At 72.0% G+C, this 16,927-nt stretch carries 18 protein-coding genes and 1 pseudogene; 9 read left to right on the top strand and 10 right to left on the bottom strand.

What is annotated here, in order from left to right; all coding sequences use genetic code 11:
* Positions 1 to 541 (top strand): annotated as a pseudogene (locus tag AB0I21_RS12905) (hypothetical protein); the annotation flags it as partial.
* Positions 542 to 584: 43 nt separating this feature from the next.
* Entirely contained in the window at positions 585 to 2,276 is a 1,692-nt protein-coding gene (locus tag AB0I21_RS12900; RefSeq protein ID WP_360560749.1) for an acyl-CoA dehydrogenase family protein, read from the top strand.
* Here the strand turns inward: AB0I21_RS12900 and AB0I21_RS12895 are convergent.
* From AB0I21_RS12895 to AB0I21_RS12885, 3 genes are read right to left on the bottom strand one after another with little or no spacing between them, the layout of a single operon-like run.
* Positions 2,273 to 2,815, bottom strand: a complete 543-nt coding sequence (locus AB0I21_RS12895) for a GNAT family N-acetyltransferase (RefSeq protein ID WP_360560747.1) — start codon at positions 2,813 to 2,815, stop codon at positions 2,273 to 2,275. The genes AB0I21_RS12900 and AB0I21_RS12895 overlap by 4 nt on opposite strands.
* The gene (locus AB0I21_RS12890; RefSeq protein WP_360560759.1) at positions 2,812 to 3,747 is read right to left on the bottom strand and encodes a tyrosine-type recombinase/integrase; all 936 of its coding nucleotides are present in this window, start codon (positions 3,745 to 3,747) and stop codon (positions 2,812 to 2,814) included. Before AB0I21_RS12890 ends, AB0I21_RS12895 begins: the two co-directional genes overlap by 4 nt.
* A gap of 35 nt (positions 3,748 to 3,782) precedes the next feature.
* On the bottom strand, positions 3,783 to 4,424 hold the full coding sequence (locus tag AB0I21_RS12885; protein ID WP_360560746.1) for a 50S ribosomal protein L11 methyltransferase: 642 nt from the start codon (positions 4,422 to 4,424) through the stop codon (positions 3,783 to 3,785).
* A gap of 26 nt (positions 4,425 to 4,450) precedes the next feature.
* Here AB0I21_RS12885 and AB0I21_RS12880 point away from each other — a divergent pair, with 26 nt between their 5' ends.
* From AB0I21_RS12880 to AB0I21_RS12870, 3 genes are read left to right on the top strand one after another with little or no spacing between them, the layout of a single operon-like run.
* A complete protein-coding gene (locus AB0I21_RS12880) occupies positions 4,451 to 4,579 on the top strand; it encodes a hypothetical protein (RefSeq protein WP_360560744.1) in 129 nt (42 codons plus the stop codon).
* A 14-nt stretch (positions 4,580 to 4,593) separates the two neighbouring features.
* A complete protein-coding gene (locus tag AB0I21_RS12875; protein WP_360560742.1) occupies positions 4,594 to 5,736 on the top strand; it encodes a winged helix DNA-binding domain-containing protein in 1,143 nt (380 codons plus the stop codon).
* A gap of 10 nt (positions 5,737 to 5,746) precedes the next feature.
* Positions 5,747 to 7,657, top strand: coding sequence for an excinuclease ABC subunit UvrA (locus tag AB0I21_RS12870; protein ID WP_360560741.1), 1,911 nt, complete (start codon positions 5,747 to 5,749; stop codon positions 7,655 to 7,657).
* Between the two features lie 362 nt (positions 7,658 to 8,019).
* Here the strand turns inward: AB0I21_RS12870 and AB0I21_RS12865 are convergent, their stop codons facing one another.
* Positions 8,020 to 8,226 (bottom strand): hypothetical protein, encoded by a 207-nt coding sequence (locus AB0I21_RS12865; protein WP_360560739.1) that lies wholly within the window; start codon positions 8,224 to 8,226, stop codon positions 8,020 to 8,022.
* A 106-nt stretch (positions 8,227 to 8,332) separates the two neighbouring features.
* On the opposite strand from AB0I21_RS12865, the gene AB0I21_RS12860 reads away from it, so the two are divergent.
* Entirely contained in the window at positions 8,333 to 8,743 is a 411-nt protein-coding gene (locus AB0I21_RS12860; protein WP_360560737.1) for a hypothetical protein, read from the top strand.
* Between the two features lie 32 nt (positions 8,744 to 8,775).
* Here the strand turns inward: AB0I21_RS12860 and AB0I21_RS12855 are convergent, their stop codons facing one another.
* From AB0I21_RS12855 to AB0I21_RS12840, 4 genes are all read right to left on the bottom strand, one after another.
* Positions 8,776 to 9,498, bottom strand: coding sequence for a GNAT family N-acetyltransferase (locus tag AB0I21_RS12855; RefSeq protein WP_360560735.1), 723 nt, complete (start codon positions 9,496 to 9,498; stop codon positions 8,776 to 8,778).
* 103 nt (positions 9,499 to 9,601) lie between these two features.
* Complete coding sequence (locus tag AB0I21_RS12850) at positions 9,602 to 9,949, bottom strand: nuclear transport factor 2 family protein (protein ID WP_360560734.1); 348 nt, start codon at positions 9,947 to 9,949, stop codon at positions 9,602 to 9,604.
* Between the two features lie 115 nt (positions 9,950 to 10,064).
* The gene (locus AB0I21_RS12845) at positions 10,065 to 10,838 is read right to left on the bottom strand and encodes a dihydrodipicolinate synthase family protein (protein WP_360560733.1); all 774 of its coding nucleotides are present in this window, start codon (positions 10,836 to 10,838) and stop codon (positions 10,065 to 10,067) included.
* A gap of 330 nt (positions 10,839 to 11,168) precedes the next feature.
* The gene (locus AB0I21_RS12840) at positions 11,169 to 11,504 is read right to left on the bottom strand and encodes a hypothetical protein (RefSeq protein ID WP_360560732.1); all 336 of its coding nucleotides are present in this window, start codon (positions 11,502 to 11,504) and stop codon (positions 11,169 to 11,171) included.
* Between the two features lie 227 nt (positions 11,505 to 11,731).
* Here AB0I21_RS12840 and AB0I21_RS12835 point away from each other — a divergent pair, with 227 nt between their 5' ends.
* Together AB0I21_RS12835 and AB0I21_RS12830 are read left to right on the top strand one after the other, a co-directional pair.
* Positions 11,732 to 13,186 (top strand): IucA/IucC family protein, encoded by a 1,455-nt coding sequence (locus AB0I21_RS12835; RefSeq protein WP_360560730.1) that lies wholly within the window; start codon positions 11,732 to 11,734, stop codon positions 13,184 to 13,186.
* Positions 13,187 to 13,263: 77 nt separating this feature from the next.
* The gene (locus AB0I21_RS12830; RefSeq protein WP_360560728.1) at positions 13,264 to 14,028 is read left to right on the top strand and encodes a septum formation family protein; all 765 of its coding nucleotides are present in this window, start codon (positions 13,264 to 13,266) and stop codon (positions 14,026 to 14,028) included.
* On the opposite strand, the gene AB0I21_RS12825 is transcribed toward AB0I21_RS12830, so the two are convergent.
* Positions 14,029 to 15,225, bottom strand: a complete 1,197-nt coding sequence (locus AB0I21_RS12825; RefSeq protein WP_360560727.1) for an IucA/IucC family C-terminal-domain containing protein — start codon at positions 15,223 to 15,225, stop codon at positions 14,029 to 14,031.
* Positions 15,226 to 15,264: 39 nt separating this feature from the next.
* On the opposite strand from AB0I21_RS12825, the gene AB0I21_RS12820 reads away from it, so the two are divergent.
* Entirely contained in the window at positions 15,265 to 16,386 is a 1,122-nt protein-coding gene (locus tag AB0I21_RS12820) for an alanine racemase (protein WP_360560725.1), read from the top strand.
* Here AB0I21_RS12820 and AB0I21_RS12815 read toward each other — a convergent pair.
* Positions 16,376 to 16,879 (bottom strand): peptide deformylase, encoded by a 504-nt coding sequence (locus AB0I21_RS12815; RefSeq protein WP_354890589.1) that lies wholly within the window; start codon positions 16,877 to 16,879, stop codon positions 16,376 to 16,378. The genes AB0I21_RS12820 and AB0I21_RS12815 overlap by 11 nt on opposite strands.
* Positions 16,880 to 16,927: the final 48 nt, after the last annotated feature.

Below are 16,927 nucleotides of genomic sequence, written 5' to 3'. Positions count from 1 at the left end.
GGCGGCGGGCCGCCGGGCCCCCCGCCTCCGCCGCGGCCCGCAAGCCTTGGCGGTCGGCGCCGACCTCGACATCCGCGGCCTCGTCCGGCAACGATGGGCGCAGGGCATCCGCGTGGACTACCTCATCTGCGACGAGGCGAGCTTCTACACCGTCGCGCAGATCGAACAGCTCGCCGACCTCGTCGACACCTCCGACGTCGACGTGTACGCGTTCGGGCTCGCCACCGACTTCCGCACCAGCCTGTTCCCGGCCGCGCAGCGGCTGTTCGAGCTCGCCGACGAGGTGACCCGCGTCCAGGTGGAGGTGCTGTGCTGGTGCGGCCGGCCGGGGCTGCTCAACGCCCGGGTCGTCAACGGCGGCATCGCCCGCGAAGGCGACCAGGTCGTCATCGGCGACACCGACACCACCAGCACCGACGAGCACCCCGCGGAAGGGTCCCCGGAGGTCGACGTCCGCTACCAGGTGCTGTGCCGCCGCCACCACCGCGTCGGTGACCTCGGCCCCGCCGCCCGCGCCGAAGGGCAGCTCCGGCTCGTGTGAGCGGCCTCGACCCCGACGATTACCGGACGGTAACCTTCGGGGTATGACGCGTTTCGTGCAGACCCGGCCGGCGTTGCGGGACCCGTACACCAGCGACTGGCAGCTGCAAGGCTGGCTGGACCGGCTCCTCGGCCCGGGCGGGCACGCCGCCGCCAAGGCCCGCCTCGCCGCCGTGTCCGCCGACGTCCTCGGCCCGCTCCGCGCCGCCCACCACGACGCCGAAACCCACCCGCCGACCCTGACCCGGTTCGACGCGTGGGGCGCCCGCATCGACCGCGTCGACACCGCCACCGGCTGGCAGACGCTCCGCGCGTCCGCCGCCCGGCACGCGGTCGTCGCCCTGCCCTACACCAGCGACGCCCGAACGACGTGGGGCGCCGGCACCCGCGTCGTGCAACACGCGCTGCTGCACCTGTGGGGACCGGAGTCCGCGACGTTCTCCTGCCCGGTCGCGATGGCCGACGGCGCCGCCGCCCTCCTCACCGCCTGCGACCCCACCTCACCGTGGCTGGCCCGCCTCACCAGCACCAACCCCGACCACGCCGTCACCAGCGGCCAGTGGATGACCGAGTCACAGGGCGGCTCCGACATCGCCCGGTCCACCACCACCGCCCGCCGGCTCCCCGACGGCCGGTGGGTCCTCACCGGCGACAAATGGTTCTGCTCCGCGATCGACGCCGACATGGCGATCGCCCTCGCCCGCCCCGAAGGCGCCGGACCCGGCAGCCGGAACCTCGCACCGTTCCTCGTCCCCCGCTACACCCCCGGCACCGCCCTGCCCGCCGACGGGCTGCAGGTCCTGCGGCTCAAGGACAAGCTCGGCACCCGCGCCGTCCCCACCGGCGAGGTCCGCCTCGACGACGTCCCCGCGATCCCCGTCGGCGACCCCGCCGTCCCCGGCCTGGCCCGCATGATGACCCTCGTCGTCGTCACCCGCCTCCACAACGCCGCGGCCGCCGCCGGCGGGATGCGCCGCGGCCTCGAATACGCCCTCAGCCACGCCGCGAACCGGCAGGTCGCCGGCGGGACCCTCACCGGGAACCCGCTGCACCGCGCCACCCTCGGCGGCCTCGCCGTCGACGCCGCCGGCGCCTACGCCCTCGCCGCCCACGCGTTCGCGCTCCTCGGCACCGCCACCACCGACCCCGGCAGCAGCCCGGCCTCCTCCGCCGCCGACGAGCTGCGGCTCGTCGCGCCCCTCGCGAAACTGCTCACCGGCCGGCTCGCCGTCGCCTCCGCCAGCGAATACCTCGAAGCGTTCGGCGGCGCCGGCTACGTCGAGGACACCGGCATCCCCAGACTGCTCCGCGACGCGCAGGTCCTGCCGATCTGGGAAGGCACCACCAACGTCCTGTCCGTCGACGTGCTCCGCGCCCTCACCACCGGCGACGGCGCCCGGCCACTGCTGCACCGCGCGGAGACCGCCGCCGACACCGCCGTGCACCGGCTCCCCGGCGTCGCCGACACCGTCATCGCCGCCACCCGCCGCCTCACCGCCGACGTCGAAACCGCCGCCGCCGACCCCCGCAACGACCGGGTCTTCGCCGGGGCGCGGGAACTGGCGCTGCGGCTCGGCACCACCCTCACCGCCGCGCTGCTGCTCGAGCACGCCGCCTGGGCCGCCGACCGCGGCGACGACCGGCCGGCGCTGCTCGCGTCGCTGTGGACGCTGCGCCGGCTCGGCAACACCGACGTGTCAGCGGACCTCCACACCCACTTCGACCAGCTCGTCTAGCTGATCTGAGCGTCCGCCCACACGATCCGGTGCTTGCGTGGGGTGCCCTGCAACCGGCCCGGCACCCCACCCGCCGCCGTCACGTCCACCGTCCCGGCGTGGACCCCGCCACGCGCCGCGTAGAACCGCTGCGCCGCCGTGTTCTGCGCCAGGACCCACAGGTACAGCCGCGACGTGACCGCCCGGTCGACGACGGCCCCGGCCGCGGCCCGCAGCAGCCGCGTGCCGACACCACCGTGCCGGCGGCCGTCCGCGACATGCAGGTTGTCGACGAGACTGCCCCACTCCACGTCGTCGTCCAGCTTCACGTGCGCGAACCCGACCAGCCCACCGTCACCCCCACCATCGTCTTCAGCCACGAACGTGACCGTTCCCGCCCGGTCCTGGAGGCGGTCCCGCCACACCACCAACCGGTCCGCGACCACGTCACCGTCCAGGAACGCGTCGCTGTACGCACCCCGGTAATGCCGCCGCCAACTGTCCGCGTGCAACCGCGCGATCCCGTCCACGTCGCCGCCGGTCGCCGCCCTGATCCTCACGAACCGCCCCCGTCCCCGCGGCGGGCCCGCGCCGCCGCGATCGTGTAAGCCGGATCCCGGTCCAGGTTGTGCCGGTCCCGGTCATACCGGCGCGTCGTACGCGGATCCGCGTGCCCCATCGCGTCCTGCACATCCTCCAGGGGGACACCCTCGTCCCGGGCCGCGGTCGCGAACGCGTGCCGCAGCGAATGCGGCGACAACCGCTCCCACGCCGGCACCCCAGCCTCCCGCGCCAACCGCCGCACCAGCCGGAACACCGCGTGCCGGTCCACCCGCGCCCCCGTCGCCGTCGTGAACAGCGGCCCGTCACCGCCGGTACCGACGCCGACATAACCATCAAGCGCAGCCGTCACCGCCGGCGTCAGCGCCCGCCGCCGCGGCTTGCCACCCTTCCCGACGAACCGGACCGTCCGGTGGCCACGCTCCACCCCGAGATCCGCATGATCCAGGGCGACGACCTCACCGACCCGCAACCCCAGATCCGCCAGCAACGCCAGGATCGCCAGATCCCGCGCCGCCGTCACCCCCGTCTGCCGCGCCGCCGCGGCCAGGATCGCGTCGACCTCACCGGCCGTCAACCCCACCGTCGAGGACGTGTCCCGGTCGATCCGCGGCCGGTCCGCACCCCCGACGGGGTTCACCGCCACCGCCTGCAACCGCAGCAGAAACCCGTACCAGCTCGACAACGCCGACAGCTTCCGCGCCACGCTCGCCGGCGCCAGGACCTTCCCGGACCTGACGTCCACCGTCGACTCCAGATCCCGCGCATACGCGTTCACCTGCAGAAACGACACCCGCAACGGATCCAGGTCACGGCCCGCGCACCAGCCGAGGAACTGCTGCACATCCCGCCGGTACGCCGCCCGCGTGTGCGCCGACAACCGCCGGTTCGCCAGCCACGCCTCGGTGAAGTCCCCCGACGCCCGCTCCAGCTCCCCCCGTACGGGCGTTACAGGCTGGACGGGCTTTACAGGGTCGGCCGCCACACCGTCGTCCGTTTCACCGGCGTGTCCTCCAACGTCTGCGGCACCGGCACGTCATACACCGCGACCAGCTCCAGATGCTCCTTCGGCAGATACGCCCGCCCCGGATCCCCGACCAGGCACCCCGCGCCCCGCTTCGCCACCCGCCGCAGGAAGTCCAGGACCTGACCGGTCATCTCCCGGCTGTAGAACACATCCCCGGCGAGGACCACGTCGGCGTCGCCGCCGTCACCCGGCAGCACGTCCTCCAGCCGCGCGTCGACCGTCACATCGTTCGCGGCCGCGTTCACCGCCATCGCCGTCACCGCGAGAGGATCGATCTCCACCGCCGTCACGTGCGCCGCGCCGGCCTTCACCGCCGCGATCGCCACCAGCCCCGACCCCGCCGCCACATCCAGCACCCGCTTCCCCACCACCAGGCCCGGATTGTCCAGAATGTACCGGGCGAGGGCCTGACCACCCGCCCACGCGAACGCCCAGAACGGCGGCGGCAACTGCACCCCACCCGCAAACTTCTCCGTGTACTGCCACAACTCGATCGCCTCATCCGCCAACCGCAACCGGACCTCCGGCACGAGCGGAACCGGGGCCAGACTGGTATGCGCGAGAACGAATGCGGTGGACATCGGCTCGGACCCTATGTCACTCGTGCGTGCGACGCCCCGCCGGGGCCGACCTCGGTACCGTCACAACCATGGGGGTCGGACTCTGGGTCATCCTCGGCACGGCCGTCGCCGTGCTCGTCCTCATCACGCTCTACGTCGACTCGATGCGCCGCTGACTATCGTCGACCCCGTGACCGTCCCGCACATCTCAGACGCCCAACGCCGCGCCCGCCTCTACTGGCGGCACGGGTTCACCGCCACCGACCCCGTCGCCGCCGCCACCGACCTGGTGACCCTTCACGCCACCGACGCCGCGACCGTCCACCTCTCGGTCGCCGCCCGCATCCCCGACGCGCCGCTGCTCGACCACGCCCTCTACGAACAGCGGACCCTCCTACGGATGCTCGGCATGCGCCGCACCATGTACGTCGTCCCCACCACCACCGCACCCGTCGTCCACGCCGCCGCGTCCCTCACCATCGCCGCCGAACAACGCCGGCTCCTCATCAAACACCTCGGCGGCGACGCCGCCTTCCTCACCGACGTCGAAACCGCCACCTACGACGCGCTCGCCGCCCGCGGCGGCGCCGCCACCGCCGCGCAACTCGCCGCCGACGAACCCCGCCTCCGCACCGTCCTGCACTTCCCGCAAGGCAACCAGTACATCACCAGCCGCGTCCTGCTCCTCCTCGCCGCACAAGGCCGCATCATCCGCGGCCGCCCCAGCGGCACCTGGACCAGCACCCAGTACACCTGGCACACCCACACCAACTGGACCCCGGCCTACGACACCCTCGACCCCGCCACCGCCCGCACCGAACTCGCCCGACTGTGGCTCGCCCGCTACGGCCCCGGCACCATCAACGACCTCAAATGGTGGACCGGCTGGACCATGACCCACACCCGCGCCGCCGTCGCCGCCCTCGACACCACCACCGTCACCCTCGACAACGGCGACACCGGCATCGTCCTCGCCGACGACACCGACCCCGTCCCCGAACCCGACCGGTGGGTCGCGCTCCTCCCCGCCCTCGACCCCACCATGATGGGCTGGACCAGCCGCGACTTCTACCTCGGCCCCCACGCACCCGCCCTCTTCGACCGCACCGGCAACCCCGGCCCCACCATCTGGATCAACGGCCGCGTCGTCGGCGGCTGGGCCCACACCCCCACCGGCCACATCGCCACCGAACTCCTCGAACCAGCCGACGCCACCGGTGTCCGCGAAACCGCCGACCGGCTCACCGACTGGATCGGCGACATCCGCGTCACACCCAAATTCCGCACCCCACTCGAACGGCGCCTCACCGAAACCGTCGCACCCCGCGGATAACCTGACCCTCGTGTCCCGCATCACCATCGTCGGCGCCAGACAGAACAACCTCCGCGACATCACCGTCGACATCCCCAAACACGCCATCACCGTCTTCACCGGCGTCTCCGGCTCCGGCAAAACCTCCCTCGTCTTCGACACCATCGCCGCCGAAGCCCAACGCCAGCTCAACGAAACCTTCACCGCCTTCGCCCGCACCCGCACCCCCCGATACGACCGACCCGACGTCGACGCCATCCACAACCTGTCACCCGCCGTCATCGTCGACCAGAAACGCCTCGGCGGCACCGCCCGCTCCACCGTCGGCACCGCCACCGACATCAACCCCACCCTCCGCCACCTCTACGCCGCCCACGCCCACCCCCGACCCGCCAACGCCCGCAGCCTCTCCTTCAACGACCCCCAAGGCATGTGCCCCACCTGCCACGGCCTCGGCTGCCCCACCTGCCACCACACCCGCCTCAACGACACCGCCCGCGCCAGCCGCATCAACGGCTACACCATCGCCGACCTCACCGCCATGGAAACCACCGAACTCGACGCCGTCCTCCGCCTCCTCACCGACGACACCAACACCCACCACATCACCGCCGTCCGCGACCGCCTCGACCACCTCATCGACATCGGCCTCGGCCACCTCACCCTCGACCGCCAGACCAGCACCCTCTCCGGCGGCGAGTCCCAACGCGTCAAACTCGTCCGCCACCTCGGCAGCAGCCTCGTCGACATGCTCTACATCCTCGACGAACCCAGCATCGGCCTCCACGCCCACGACATCACCCGCCTCCTCGAACTGCTCCGCAGACTCCGCGACAAAGGCAACACCGTCCTCGTCGTCGAACACGACCGCGACGTCATCGAAACCGCCGACCACATCATCGACCTCGGCCCCGAAGCCGGCACCCACGGCGGCCGCATCGTCTACCAGGGCACCCTCGAAGCCCTCCCATACGCCCGCACCCTCACCGGCCGGCACCTCCGCCACCGGCTCGCCCTCAACACCAACCCCCGCACCCCCACCGGCACCCTCACCATCACCGACGCCCACACCAACAACCTCAAACACATCACCGTCGACATCCCCACCGGCGTCCTCACCGCCATCACCGGCATCGCCGGCTCCGGCAAAACCACCCTCATCACCAGCGACTTCCTCACCCAACACCCCGCCGCCACCGTCATCGACCAGACCGCCCCCGCCACCTCAGCCCGATCCACCCCCGCCACCTACACCCGCATCATGGACCCCCTCCGGACCCTCTTCGCCCACGCCACCGGCGCACCCGCCGCCCTCTTCAGCCCCAACTCCAAAGGCGCCTGCCCCACCTGCCACGGCACCGGCACCACCCACACCACCCTCGCCTTCCTCGAAACCCTCAAAACCACCTGCACCGACTGCCACGGACACCGGTTCCGACCCGAAACCCTCCACCACCGGCTCCGCGGCAAAACCATCGCCGACGTCCTCGCCATGACCGTCGAACAAGCCACCGACTTCCTCACCGAACCCACCATCCAACCCACCCTCCACGCACTCACCGACGTCGGCCTCGACTACCTCACCCTCGGCCAACCCCTCAACACCCTCTCCGGCGGCGAATGCCAACGCCTCAAACTCGCCACCCACCTCAACACCGCCAACACCACCTACGTCATGGACGAACCAACCACCGGCCTGCACATGTCCGACATCACCCACCTCCTCAACCTCATGGACCACCTCGTCGACCACGGCAACACCGTCATCGTCATCGAACACCACCTCGACGTCATCAAAAGCGCCGACTGGGTCATCGACCTCGGCCCCGACGCCGGCCACCGCGGCGGCATGGTCATCTTCGAAGGCACCCCCGAACAACTCACCCACACCACCGGCTCCCACACCGCCGACGCCCTCCGCCGCGACCTCGCCACCACCTGACCGCCCGGCTCACCAACCACGCCAGCCGCGGCGCGAACGCCAGGCAGACCCAGACCCGCACGACGGAGCTGGAACAGCAGTTCGGCACCGCTTCGTCGATGCAGAGCAGGTCGACGCGACCGTAACGGGTGATGGCCTTGGCGCAGCCCTTCTTGACCCAGTCGCATGTGGCGAGGGTGTGGACAACGGCAGGATCGGCGGGGTTGCGGCGACCATCGGGCCCGGAGGAGCCGGACAGGAGCAGCTCTCGTCAGCCGAGGCGTACTTCCCGCTGCGAATGGGCCGTGGTGTTGGATCATTCAGTGATCGACTGGACTGCAGTGCGCGATGCGCGGGGTGATTCGGGCGTCATCGTCGGCGAGCTACTCGACCGGCTTGCGCACGAGCCGGATGACGCCCTGTGGACGGAGCTCGACAGGCGTCTGGTTGTCGAGGCCGAATGCTTCTGCTCGGCCGGTTTCGCTGCTCTGCCCGCACTCAGCCGGCTTGCGCAATCCGGCGACACCGAGCAGCGTGACCGCGCGCTGGATCTCGCCGGGGTGATCACACGGACGCTGCACCGAAACCACGAGGACGACCCTCTGGTCCGGGCCAGCTCGCAGGGCGCTGGCAGCGCTGCACCACGTCGCCCAATCACGCCTCGCCTCAGCCGCCGGGCCCGCGACAGTCCAGCAGTTGCAGGACACGCTGGCCTTCGCCGGTTACACGTTCTGGGCTTCCATCAGCATGGACTTCACCGACGAGCACCATCACCTCGATTGCCCTCACTGCTCCACCCGCCTGGCGATCGTCATCGGCGACTACGGGTACTACTCGGCGATCCGCGACCACAACGACGGCGACATCCATCGAGTTCCGCTCCAGCCGATCACCCCTGCCGAACTAGGAGGAATACGTCGATGGATGCACGACACCGCGGCCGCCGGCGGCGAAACGACCTTGGCTGGCGGGCTCACATACCTATTCGGCCGAGCGGGATGCGGCGCATGCGGGAGCACGTTCGACCTGGCCGACTGGTTCGAAGCAGAGAACAGCCCCACCCAACCGATAGATCCCATCGTGCCGAGAACCCACCGCTCAAGCTGACACCAGCAACCCTGCTCAGCTCAGCCCACCCGCTACCGATTGAGCCGGACACTCAGCTGGGAACCCAGCTCCACGAACCCGAGCGCTCGTGCCACCCGGCGCGACGGCTCCGGGCGGGCCCGCCACTGCGGCAGCAGACCCGCGTCCAGCGCCGCGGCGACCGCCGCGCCGGCCACCAGACGCGCCAGGCCCCGGCCGCGCTCGGCTGGGGCCGTCAGCACACTCACGTGCGCGACAGCACCCTCCCACACCCGGTAACCGGCGGCCGCGACGACACCGTCGGCGGTGCGGAACACGTACGCCGGTGACGTGATCTCGTCCAGGCCCGCCTCGCCGGCGTCCGCGGCCGGCACCCGGCCCAGCAACCCGCGCACACCCGCGTCACCCGCACCCACCGCCACCACCCCGCCGGACCCGGCGCCGGCGGGGCGGAACCGGGCCGCGTCACAGAACGCCAACGTCGCCGGGCCCAGCACCGCATCGACCGGCAGCCTGCCCGACACCGCCACCGGGTCGGTCATCGCCGGCACCGGCAGACCAGCCAACGCCCACCGCACCAACTCCGCCGCACCCTCATCAGGAGCAGTCGCCACCGCCGCACCGCCCAGCGCGACGACACCCACCCAACCCGGCGGGCACAGCAACGACGCCGCGGACACCGCCACATCCAACCCCGACGACGCGAACGTCACCGGCGCACCGGCCAAGGCGGCCCACACCCGCCGGGCACGACCCAGCACCGCGTCATCAGTCACGCACGCAGGATCGCAACCCAACGGACCGGACCGCCACCCGAATCACACCGAACCGGCCCACCACCGACGTTGCCGGGGCCGGCCGGCCCCGGCAACCAGCAGCTCAGATCGCCGGACGGTAGAAGAACGTGCGACGACCGCTGATCCGGCCGTCACGCAGCTCGAACCAGTCCGCGAACGTCTCCACCAACGGCACACCAGCGTGCGACATGCCCTCGAAACGGCCCCAGCAGAACGCCTGGTCCGGCAGCTCCACACACCGCTGCACCGCATGCCGGCCCGACATCACGATGCACCGCCGCTCATAGAACTCCACGAACGCCGACACACCCTCGATCGGAGGACACCCCGGCCGGTGGTACACCACATCATCCGTCACCAGATCCACCAGACCGGCCCAGTCCCGCCGGTCGATCACCGCCAGCAACGACGGGACCAACCCAGACCGCACCGACGACGCTGTCAGCACTGCATCAATAGCCATACACCCATGGAAAAACGCCGGCCACCCACCGTCAACACGCCGCGACGCCTTCTTACAGCCGGAAACCCGACCGTAACCCGCATCAACCCATCCGCGCCGCCACCGACGTCCCGAAGCGATCCGCCACCAAACGCTTCAAACCATGCGGAAACTCCGACTTCGCCGCCACATGCGCCGCCGTCAACCGCAACTGCGCCGCCGCGTCACCCTCCCACGCCGCCACACAATCCTCCGGCGCCACATTCGCCACCGCCAGAATCGCCCCCGCCGCACCCAACATCCCCGCCGTCGACACCAACGCCGACGAACCCACATACACCGCCCCGTCCCACTCCGACAACAACCGCAGCAACCGCTCCGGATCCCCCGTCGAATCCTTCAACCCCGCCACCGGCAACGACGGCAACACCTCCAACGGCACCGCACCACCCGCCACCCCCGGGAAGTGATACGCCAGCACCGGCCGGCGGTCCGCCGCCGCGACCACCCGCTCGAAGAACGCCCGCAGATCCCCAGCCCGCCGCGGCGGCGCCACCAACACCGCATCCGCACCCACCGCCACCGACGCCGCCGTCAACTCCGCCGCCGGACCCGCCCACGCACCACTCGCACCAGCCACCACCGGCACCCCCGGACACGCCCGACGCACCGCCGACACCAACGCCACCCGCTCACCATCACTGAGCGCGTCCGCCTCACCCGTCGAACCAGCGACCAGCACGGCTCGTACACCCGCAGCCACCAACCGCTCCGCATGCGCCGCGGTGCCGGCGACATCCACCGAACCGTCCTCCGCGAACAGCGTCACCAACGCGACCGCGACACCCCGCCACAACACAACCGGCTCCTGAGTCATACCCAGAACCCTAAGCTGGATCCGGGTGCGCGGGCCGTCGGCGTGCCAGCGCACCCACCCGGACACCAGAAGCGCCGCCGGTCAACACTGGCCGGCGGCGCACGTCTCAAGCGGGGCGGACACCCCGGCGATGGCCACGAACCGCAGCCCACCGCATCGTGACCCGCCCGCGACCGCCGACCGCCTGCGCCACCCACTGCGCCTGCAACCGCACCGCCGTCGCGACCACGCCACCACGAACACCCGACATCGCCAACTCCAACCGTCGCACCAGGTCACCTACACCCAGCACCACGGCGCTCCCGACGCCGGCGTTCACGCCAGCTGTTCTTACACCGTCACGTCGACGTGCTCGACGCGGGACACGTCCTTCGCCGGCTCCGTGTCCTCCACCGGCTGCACCGCCGTCCGCGACGCCGCGAACGCCATGATGAACGACCACGGCGGCATCCCACCGACGTTCGTCACCGCACCCGTCGGCGACAGGTGATACCCCGTCAACCCCGAGATCGCCGCACGATCACCCGGCGTCAGCTGGCTCAACACCTGTTGCGACGCCGGCAGCCCACCTTTAGGGGGCGGCGCGACCGGCTCGACCGCGGGTGTGTTCGTCGCCTTGACCGGCACAGCGGCGTGCGTGGCCGACGACAACTGTCGAATCTCCATGTGGTGCCTCCCGAAGCGTCCGTGCTCCACGCTTGATCCTCCTGTACATGACAGCATCACCGCAGGTGAACGGGCAGCCCGATGACCGCCGCGACAAGTCCGACCGATCGGACGACGCGACTCCCAACCGCCACTTCCGCCCCGCTCTCCCCTGTCGGAGACAGGGGTTTGAAAGGCGTGCCGTCAGGCACGTCGCCTAAGGCGTCCTAGGATGCTAGGATTTGAGAGTGGAAGCGCTGGTGGCACCGGACGAGACGACGACGCTGCGCGTACTGCGCGAAATCCGGCCGGACCTGGTCGAGGCCTACCTGCGGGTGCTGCCGGCGGCACGGGCCGGCGTGCTGCGACGGCTGTGGGGCGCCCTGTGGCGGGAGGGCATCGTCGACCCGCGGCAGCTGGGCTCGTCGCCGCCGCGGCACCTGTACGACGCCGCGCCCGCCGAGGTGGTCGCCGGCGGCGTCGCGTACACCCACCCCGCACGCCTCCTCGAGGCGCTGCGCCCGGCAGGCCACGCCGACCGGCTCGCCCGCGAGCTCGACAACAGCGTCGCCAACCTCGCCCTGGCCCTGGCCGCCCCCTGGGCCCGGGGGGCGGCGCACGACCTCGTCTCGCTGGAGCAGTCCGTCGTCGACGGGCACCCGCTGCACCCGTGCTGCCGCACCAGAATCGGCATGAGCACCGCCGACGTGCTCGCGTACGCGCCGGAGCACCACCCGACCGTCCGGCTCCGCATCGTCGAGGTCGACCCCGCCAGATGGCACACCAACGGCGTTCCCCGCCCGCCGCTGCTGCCCGTGCACCCGTGGCAGCTCGACCGGGCGCTCGCCACCGGCCTCGTCCGCGACACCGGCCGCGAGCTGCCCGCCGCACCCCTCATGTCGCTGCGGACCCTCGCCCCGCACGACACCCCCGGCGAGCACCTCAAGACCGCGGTCGAGGTCCAGATGACCAGCGCCGTGCGGACGCTGTCCGCGGCCGCCGTCCACAACGGGCCCCTGGCATCCGACCTCGTCGCCACCCTCGCCGCCCGCACCACCGGCCTGCGGGTGCTGCGCGAAACCACCGCCGCGACCGTCCTCGACGACCACGGCGACCCGCAGCGCGCGCTCGGTGCCGTCTGGCGTCAGGCCCCACCACCCGACGCGTTCGTCGTGCCCCTCGCCGTCCTGCCGCACCGCCCCGACCTGCTCACCCTCACCTTCTTCGGCCACTTGGTCCGGCTGATGCTGCCACCGCTCTTCGCCCTGCTCCGCGACGGCGTCGCCCTCGAGGCCCACGGCCAGAACACCCTCGTCGAGCTCCGCGACGGCCGCCCCACCACCATCTGGTACCGCGACCTCGGCGGCCTCCACGTCCACCAGCCCCGCCTCGACCGCGCCGGGCTCCCCATGCCCCCGCTCATCGGCGCCCTGCCCACCGGCGACGAGGACGAGCTGCGCACCAAGCTCTTCGCCGCCGCCCTGTCCACCGTCCTCACCGAACTCGTCCACGCCCTCGGCGCCGAACACACCACCGCCGCCTGGGACACTGTCGCCGCGACCCTCCATGCCACCGTCACCGACCCCGACGACCGCAAGGCCTGCTTCGCCGACACCTGGCCCCTGAAAGCCACCACCGCGATGCGCCTCGCCGACGACCCCCTGCACGACCTGTGGTGCCACATCCCCAACCCGCTGCGCTGACCCCGGCCCGCCGCGCCCGGCGACCAGGGTCGAAATGCGCTTGGTCGGGGGAGGGTGGGGCGCTACCGTCCCGCTGCGTGCGGACGAAGACTCTGGTGGTGGTACTGGTGCTGGCCGTTGCCGGCGCGGTGTTCCTGTGGTGGCGGGAGACGGGTGGTGAGGGCGGGCTCGGATGCTACACGGCGCCTGCCGCCGCGGGGATCCTGCCTGACACGGGTGCGGTGCGGGCGGTCGGTTGTGACGAGCCGCACGACTACGAGGCGATCGCGATCCTGACCGGGGCCGGCGCCGAGGAGCGCTGCCGGGAGGAGGCCGAGTCGTTCCTCGGTGGGCCGTGGGAGCAGTCGCGCACCGACTACGGGCTGCTGCGTGACAAGGACCCTGTGCGCGGGCGGCTGCTGTGCGCGCTCGCGGAGACCGCCGGCACCGGCGGGCGTCCCGTCGGCAGCACCCGCAGCATGAAGGACGGCATGCGGGGCGACCGGCGGCTGGCCATCACGTGCCTCGTCACAGACACAGACACAGGCACAGACAAAGGCACAGGCACAGACGGGGACGACGAGGAGGAGCAGGAGTACCTGTTCGGCGAGTGCACGCAGAGCCACGCCGCGGAGTTCGTCGGCACCGTCGCACCCGGTGACGACACCGACGCGGACTGCCGGGAGGTCGCCGCCGCGTACCTCGGTCTGCCCGACCTCCGGCAGCGCGCCGACCTGCGGGTCGCCTGGCTGTCGCGGGAGAACGAGCTGTGCCTGGTCACCGAGGTGCCCGATCCGGCCGGGCGGCACGACACGCTCCGCGGCAGCGTGCAAGGGCTCGGCGGCGGGCCGTTGCCGCGGTGATCAGCGCCAGTCGGGGTGCTGGCCGGTGTCGACGAGTTTCCAGTCGCCGTTGTCGTACAGGACGTTGTCGTAGTAGAAGACCGTCGGCGGGAGCAGGTCCTGCGCGGTGAAGGCCTCGCGGGCCACGGCGTGCAGGGCGGCCGGCGGGACCTGCCACAGCGACGACGCGAGGGCGGCGACGTAGGACAGGGCGTGGTGGCCCATGAAGCTGTCGTACGTCAGGCTGAACACCTCGTCCGCGGCCATCGGCACGTCGCGGGGGATGACGTTCGTCGGCGGCAGCGGGTCGGTCAGGCCGAGGCGGGCGCGGTGGGCGGCGTCGACGTAGATGGCGCAGTCGCGGTACAGGATGCGGGTCTCGTCGCCGGCGGCGTCGAACGCGAACAGCGTGTTCTGGCCGTGGGTCTCCAGCGGGCAGCCGGTTGTGCGGGCCACCTCCGACCACAGCCGGACCATCGGCGCCACGATCCGGGACGCGACGTAGGTCAGCGGGTCCTCGCCGGAGCGGACGACAAGCTGCTCCAGCAGGGTCGGGTCCGACGGGTGGTGCAGGTCGCGACCGTACAGCGCGAACAGCGGCACCGTCCACGCCGGGGCGGGCGCGAGCGGGCGGGCCGCCCGCAGCAGATAGCCCCAGGCATGCTCATCAGCGTCGCCGCCGGTGCCGAACCAGCCGCCGGCGACCTCCGGCAGGATCGGGGTGCCGGCGGCGGCGAGGTGGTCGGACACCCACAGCTGCAGCTCGATGATCGGGCGGCGCAGCCGGCGGGTGAAGCGGGACAGGCGCCGCGGGTAGTGCAGCTTCACGAAGTGCGGCTCGACCGGGCGGCCGTCGACGGCGGTGACGAAGACGGTGCGGGCGTTCGCGGACGGGACCGCGGTCAGCGACGGGCCGCGCGGCGACCCGAGCAGCTCGGCGCGTCCCACCAGGTCGGGGGCGTCCAGGGCGTCCGGATGGACCGGCAGCAGACCCTCGTACAGCAGCGGCAACGACGACTCGACCAGCCCGGACGCCGCGGTCCGCAGCGACGGGACCTGGAACGTCGGCAGCTGGAAGGACTCCGCGCCGAGCTGGGGGTGGTGGACGTCGGAGATGTCGAGGTCGCCGGCGTAGGGGCTGTAGGTCCGGGTCCCGACGCCGAGATACCGTTCCGCGTACTGCCACAGGGCGATCGGGTCGCGGGAGTCGAGCTGCATCGCCGGCCAGCCTACCGGTGCGTGAACTGGAGTCGAAGCGTGGTTCCCCCCAACGTGGCCGCCGCCATACGCGGCGCCGGACGTCCCGTCTGCGTCTACGTCTACGACCGGGAGCGGCTGCGGGCAAACGTGGCCGCGCTCCGCGACGCGCTGCCGCCGGGGACCCGGATCGCGTACGCGATGAAGGCCAACGGCAACGAGGACGTCGTCGCGGCGTTGCGAGGACACGTCGACGCGTTCGAGGTCGCCTCCGGCGGCGAGCTGCGCGCGGCGGCCGGGCTACCGGCGATCTTCAGCGGGCCCGCGAAGACCGACGCCGACCTGCGCGCCGCGGTGGAGGCGGGCGCGACCGTGAACGTCGAGAGTCTCCACGAGTTGCGGCGGCTGCAGGTGTACGGCGGTGCGAAGGTGTGCCTGCGGGTCAACCGGACGCACCCGGCGCTGCCGGGCACCCACGCGATGGCGGGCGTCCCGACGGCGTTCGGCATCGACGAGGCGCTCCTGCCCGAAGCATTCGCGATCGCCCGGAATGTCCAGGGCTTCCATCTGCACGCGGTGTCCAACAACCTGGACGCGGCCGCGCACGCCGCGTTCATCCGTGACGCGGTCGCCTGGGCCGGTGACGCGGCCCGCAGGTGGGGCGTGCCGGCGCCGGTCATCAACGTCGGCGGCGGGTTCGGCGTCGACGTCGCCGGTGACGGCCGCTTCGACCTGGAAGTGTTCAAGGCCGGTCTGGCCGGACTGGAGCTGCCGGACGGGGCGACCCTCGTCGTGGAGCCCGGACGGTTCGTCGCGGCGACCGCCGGCTGGTACGCCACCGAGGTCGTCGACGTGAAACGCACCCACGGCCAGTGGTTCGTCGTCGTCCGCGGCGGCACCCACCACTTCCGGCTGCCGGCGTCGTGGGGGTACAGCCACCCGTTCACGGTGCTGCCCGTCGACGCGTGGCCCTACCCGTTCGAACGGCCCGGCGTGCGGGACGCGACGGTCACGGTCGCCGGGGAGCAGTGCAACCCGCGCGACGTCCTCGCCCGGGACGCGCCGGTCGCGTCGGTGCGGGCCGGCGACGTCCTCGTCTTCGCCGGGACCGGCGCCTACGGGTGGGAGGTGGCGCACCACGACTTCCTGCGCCACGCCCACCCGCAGTTCATCACCGTGTGACGCGTGGCGCGAACTGGGACCGGACCGCGCGCAGCGCCTGCCGGCGGGCGTCGCCCTTGAGGGTGTCGACGTACAGGACGCCGTCGAGGTGGCCGGTCTCGTGCTGCAGCGCCCGGGCGAGCAGGCCGCTGCCGGACACGGTGACCGGCTCGCCGTGCTCGTCGAACCCTTCGACGGTGGCGTGCATCGCCCGTGGGGTCGGGAACCACAGCCCCGGGATCGACAGGCAGCCCTCCTCGCCGTCCTGGGCGCCGTCCAGCGCCGTGATCGTCGGGTTGACGAGGTAGCCGACCTGCTTGTTCGCCGCGTACGAGAACACCCGCAGCCCCACCCCGATCTGCGGCGCGGCGACCCCGGCACGGCCCGGTTCACCGGTCACCGTGTCGAGCAGGTCACGCACGAGCGCACGCAGCTCGGCATCGAACGAGGTCACAGTCTCGCAGGGGGTGCGGAGCACGGGATCGCCCAGCACACGGATCGGTCGGATCGTCACGCGTCACAGGCTACTTCGGGGCGGCGTGAACGATCGTTGACGAGGGCC

Source organism: Dactylosporangium sp. NPDC050588 (genome assembly GCF_040654975.1).
Classification (GTDB): domain Bacteria; phylum Actinomycetota; class Actinomycetes; order Mycobacteriales; family Micromonosporaceae; genus Dactylosporangium; species Dactylosporangium maewongense.
The sequence above is the reverse complement of the archived record's forward strand: the minus strand, read 5'-3'. Positions and strand labels throughout refer to the sequence as shown.

Coding starts and splice junctions, on each gene's coding strand:
- AB0I21_RS12900 (WP_360560749.1), top strand. CDS start 585: ATGACGCGTTTCGTGCAGACCCGGCCGGCGTTGCGGGACCCGTACACC.
- AB0I21_RS12885 (WP_360560746.1), bottom strand. CDS start 4,424: ATGTCCACCGCATTCGTTCTCGCGCATACCAGTCTGGCCCCGGTTCCG.
- AB0I21_RS12845 (WP_360560733.1), bottom strand. CDS start 10,838: ATGACTCAGGAGCCGGTTGTGTTGTGGCGGGGTGTCGCGGTCGCGTTG.
- AB0I21_RS12840 (WP_360560732.1), bottom strand. CDS start 11,504: ATGGAGATTCGACAGTTGTCGTCGGCCACGCACGCCGCTGTGCCGGTC.
- AB0I21_RS12825 (WP_360560727.1), bottom strand. CDS start 15,225: ATGCAGCTCGACTCCCGCGACCCGATCGCCCTGTGGCAGTACGCGGAA.